This window comes from Bradyrhizobium sp. (assembly GCF_049512235.1).
Classification (GTDB): domain Bacteria; phylum Pseudomonadota; class Alphaproteobacteria; order Rhizobiales; family Xanthobacteraceae; genus Bradyrhizobium.
Genome location: NZ_JBEKXH010000502.1, coordinates 1 through 4,584 on the forward strand (window position 1 = coordinate 1; position 4,584 = coordinate 4,584).

Sequence of the window (4,584 nt, forward strand, 5' to 3'; positions counted from 1 at the left end):
CTCTCACCGTGCGATGCATTGCCAGTCTCCATGTTCGCAGTGCGAACATTGCAATATATTGCCTGGATATTGAAGCTCAATGAGGCGATGGATGCCGCGCACGTCCGAAACAGGCGGCGACGGGGAAGAAACAATGGTTCATTCGCGCTTCAAATTGTCAGCGGCCACGTGTCTGGCCATCGCCGTTCTCTCGACTCCGGTCGGAGCCCAAACGGAGACTGCCTCCAATCTCAGCGGCGGCAGAGTGAAAATCGGCGTCCTCACCGACATCGCCGGCCCCACGGCCATGGCGAACGGCAAGGGCTCCGTGATCGCGGCCGAAATGGCCGCCGAGGATTTCGGCGCCGGCCTCGACGTCGAGGTGGTCTCGGCTGACCACCAGGGTAAGCCCGATATCGGGTCGCAGATCGCTGCACGCTGGTTCGACGTCGAGGGCGTCGACGCTATCGCTGACATGCAGGGCTCGCCGATCGGCTTCGCAGTGCAGAACGTGGCGGCGCAGAAGAGCAAGATCATGTTGCTCTCTGGATCAACTTCGTCGGACTTCAACGGCAAGGCGTGCTCGCCGCTGACGGTGCAGTGGACCGTCGACACCTACAACCTCGCGAAGGGCGCGGCGAAGGCGGTGATCGAGGCTGGCGGCACCAAGTGGTACTTCCTGACGGTCGATCAGGCCTATGGTCACGCCCTGACCCGAGACACGTCGGAACAGGTGAAGCTCAATGGCGGGCAGGTGGCGGGTAACTCCGTGTTTCCGCCGAATACCTCCGACTTCGCATCGTTCCTGCTCACCGCATCCAACGCCGGAGCCAATGTCATCGCGGTCGCGGCTTCCAGCGGCGATACGGTGACTGCGCTGAAGCAGGCCGACGAATTCGGACTGAGCGCGAAAGCCAAGATCGTTCCGCTCCAATCGGTGCTGACGGACGTGCACGCCGTCGGTCTGAAGATCGCGCACGACGCCTACGAAGTCTCCCCCTTCTACTGGGACCGTACGCCGGAGACGCGGGCTTGGGCGGAGCGCTTTTATGCCAAAGCAAACATAATGCCGACTAGTTTCCACGCCGGCGTCTATTCGTCGGTCGCGCACTACCTCAAAGCGGTCAAGGCGACGGGCACGCACGAAGCACCGATCGTGATGAAGCAGATGGAGAAGGAGCGGGTGCACGACTTCTTCGCGAGCGACGGATACATCAGGGCGGACCGCAAGATGATTCACGACATGTACCTGCTCCGGGTGAAGAAACCCGGCGAGAACAAGGGCGACTGGGATCTCTACAACGTCGTGCAGACCTTGCCGGGAGAGTCAGTCAACCGGCCCCTGTCCGAAAGCTCGTGTCCTCTGGTGAAGAAGTAGCTGCGGGCAATCAATCGACCCTCTCACTCGGCGTTCGAAGGAATCCGACCATGTCAGTCGCCATCGTCTGCGCATCCCATACGCCCCTCATGTACCGGGGGCCCGCCAGCAACGAAACCGAGCAACGCGTTCGATCGGCCTTCGGGCGCCTTGGATCCTTTGTGAAGGAGTTCGCGCCGGACTACGTGATCCAGTTCGCGCCCGATCACTTCAACGGCTTCTTCTACGATCTCATGCCCTCGTTCTGCGTCGGCGCGGGAGCGGTATCGCTCGGCGATTGGGGAGGGGGTACGGGTCCGTTGGACGTGCCGGAGAAGACGGCTCTCGAGCTTGTAGACCACGTACGGGCGGAGGACTTCGACGTTGCAGTGTCGTACCGTATGCCAGTCGATCACGGCTTCGTTCAGATGTGGGAAGCGGTCCTCGGTGACTTCAAATCGATCCCGATCTTGCCAATCTTCTTGAACGCCGCAGCACCGCCTGTTCCGACCTATCGCCGCGCCCGGCAGCTCGGTGAATCCGTCGGCCGCTTCGCGATGCGTTCGGGCAAGCGTGTGCTGTTCGCTGCATCGGGCGGCCTGTCGCACGATCCACCGCTACCGTCGATCAAGGATGCCCCGCCGGAGCTCCGCGAGCGCCTGATCAGCGGACGCAATCCGACAGCGGAAGCCAAAGAGGCGCGGGAGAAGCGCGTGCTTGAGGCGGGTGTTCTGGCCGAAGCGGGCAAGGGTCCCTGCAAGCCGCTCAATCCGGAATGGGACGAAGAATTCATGGAGATCCTGCGCAGCGGGCAGATCTGGCGGGCCGATGCGCTCGACACCGACAAGGTGCGCGAGGCGGCGGGCCGCGGCGCCAACGAGGTCCTGGCGTGGGTGGCCGCCTTCGGCGCCTTCTCGACCGGTGGCCACTTCACGGTGGCGCAGGAATTCTACGAAGCGATTCCAGGCTGGATCGCCGGCATGGCGATGATGGCAGCCAGACAGACCGACGCTACTCGTTGATCGTCTCATCCCGCGCGAACGCGGAGGCATCGCGGAGCAAATACAATGGCATATGAAACAGACGTGCTGATCGTCGGGGCCGGTCCAACCGGCTCGACGACCGCCCTCGCGCTCGCAAACTCCGGCGTGCGCTGTCACATCATATCGCGCGGCAATTGGATGGCCGATAGCCCGCGCGCGCACATCACAAACCAACGCGCCAACGAAGTCTTCCGGGACCTTGGGATCTCGGAGGACGTCGCCCGTTACGCGAGCCCATGGGAGCAGATGGGAGACACCACGTTCACCACCAGCCTGGCCGGCCCCGAACTCATCCGGATGCGGACGTGGGGGACCGGGGACGACCGCCGGGGTGACTATCTCAGGGCAAGTCCGTGCGGCATGGTGGACATCATCCAGCCATTGCTCGAGCCGATCCTTTTCCAGAAGGCGGCCGAGAAGGGCGCCACTTTCGCGTTCAACACCGAATACGTCCGTCATGAGCAGGACTCCGACGGCGTCACTGCTACGCTGCGTGACCGGTTGGACGGGCGCGAGTTCACGATCCGGGCGCGCTATATGGTCGGCGCCGATGGCGCAAGATCGTCCGTGGTCGAGCATCTCGACCTGCCCATCGAGGGTCGGATGGCGCGCGCAGGTACGGTCTACACGATCTTCAACGCCGACCTCTCCAGGTACAGCAAACATCGTCCCAGCATTCTGAACTGGATCGTGACGCCGGACGCGAGCTTCGGCGAGATCGGTATGGGCCTGCTTCGCGCCGTGCGGCCGTGGACGCAATGGATCGCCGGCTGGGGGTTCGACATCAACGAGGGGGACCCCGATCTTTCCGAAAGCAACGTCCGCGAAAAGATCAGAATTCTGATCGGCGATCCGGCGATCGAGCCAGATATCGTGAGGACGTCGGTTTGGTACATCAACCAGGCGTACGCGACGCAGTATTCCAAGGGGCGGGTGTTCTGCGGTGGCGACGCCGTCCACCGGCATCCGCCGTCGAGCGGTTTGGGCAACAACACCTGCGTGCAGGACAGCCACAATCTCGGTTGGAAACTCGCCTACACCGTCAAGGGCTGGGCCGGCGCGAAACTTCTGGAGAGTTATTCCCTGGAGCGGGCTCCTGTCGGAAAGCAGATCGTATTGCGGGCCAACCAGTCGCGGCTCGACTACGCCCCGTTGAACGCCTGTTTCCGGGTTCAAGGGGCCGAGAATCCGGTAGCTGCGGGGATCGTTCGCTTCCATGATCCGGGTCCCGAGGGCGTCGCCGCCCGCAAAGCCGCCCAGGCCGCGCTCGACCTCAAGCAGACCGAGTTCAACGCCCAGGGCGTCGAGATGAACCAGCGGTACGAATCTTCGGCCGTCATTCCTGACGAAGGGGCGAAGCCGGAAGAATGGCGACGCGACCGCGACCTCCACCATCAGCCGACCACACGACCGGGCGCCAAGATCCCGCACGCATGGCTCGTCGGTTCGGACGGCACGCGCATGTCGACGCTGGACGTGACCGGGAAAGGTCTCTTCACCGTCGTGACCGGCCTTGCCGGTACCGCTTGGCAAGAGGCGGCGCACCGCCTCGATTTGCCCTTCCTGCGGACCGTCGTGACGGGCTCGCCCGATGCGCAGGACCTGTACTGCGAGTGGCAGCGCGTCCGCGAGATCGAAGAGGCGGGAGTGCTGCTGGTGCGACCGGACGGCGTGGTGGCCTGGCGCCACAAGGAAGGGACGGCCGACCCCAAGGAAGCCGAGCAAAAGCTGAGCGCGGCAATCCGCGCCGTTCTCGACCTGCCGAGCCCCTCCGCGCTTCCGCGTCAGAAGCAGCCCGAACCATCGACGCCCGGCGACACGCCGCTGTTCGCCTGAAAACCAACCAGCGAGACACTTATGAGTGACACCAGACCTGCAAACTTTTCGAGCGTCTGGGCCGATCTGAGAAGCGTTTCCTTCAAGCAGCACTATATCGACGCCGGCGGAATCCGGACCCGCTGCATCGAGTCCGGTGACCCTTCCAAGCCGCTCGTCCTGGCGCTGCACGGCGTCTGCGGCCACGCCGAGGCGTACTCCAGAAACTTCGGACCACATGCCGATCATTCTGGTTCGTCGCCATCGACATGCTCGGCCACGGTTGGACCGACAAGCCAGCGATCGATTACCAGGTGAAGGACTACGCGGACCACGTGCTCGCGGTCCTGAAGACCCTCGGTAGGGACAAAGCGATGATTAGCGGTGAAT

General features: G+C 63.3%; 3 protein-coding genes. All 3 read left to right on the forward strand.

The genetic code is table 11. From position 1 onward, the window contains the following. Positions 1-91: 91 nt before the first annotated feature. The 3 genes from ABSG20_RS30420 (at position 92) to ABSG20_RS30430 (ending at position 4,215) form a co-directional block, all read left to right on the forward strand. Positions 92-1,357 (forward strand): ABC transporter substrate-binding protein, encoded by a 1,266-nt coding sequence (locus ABSG20_RS30420; RefSeq protein ID WP_423868160.1) that lies wholly within the window; start codon positions 92-94, stop codon positions 1,355-1,357. Positions 1,358-1,407: 50 nt separating this feature from the next. Beyond that, positions 1,408-2,358, forward strand: coding sequence for a 3-carboxyethylcatechol 2,3-dioxygenase (locus ABSG20_RS30425; RefSeq protein WP_423868161.1), 951 nt, complete (start codon positions 1,408-1,410; stop codon positions 2,356-2,358). A 63-nt stretch (positions 2,359-2,421) separates the two neighbouring features. Beyond that, positions 2,422-4,215, forward strand: coding sequence for an FAD-dependent monooxygenase (locus tag ABSG20_RS30430; protein WP_423868162.1), 1,794 nt, complete (start codon positions 2,422-2,424; stop codon positions 4,213-4,215). The last annotated feature ends 369 nt before the right edge of the window (positions 4,216-4,584 follow it).

Bases quoted from the DNA above. Each gene is read 5' to 3' on its own strand.
- ABSG20_RS30420 (WP_423868160.1), top strand. From the start codon at position 92: ATGCCGCGCACGTCCGAAACAGGCGGCGACGGGGAAGAAACAATGGTT.
- ABSG20_RS30425 (WP_423868161.1), top strand. From the start codon at position 1,408: ATGTCAGTCGCCATCGTCTGCGCATCCCATACGCCCCTCATGTACCGG.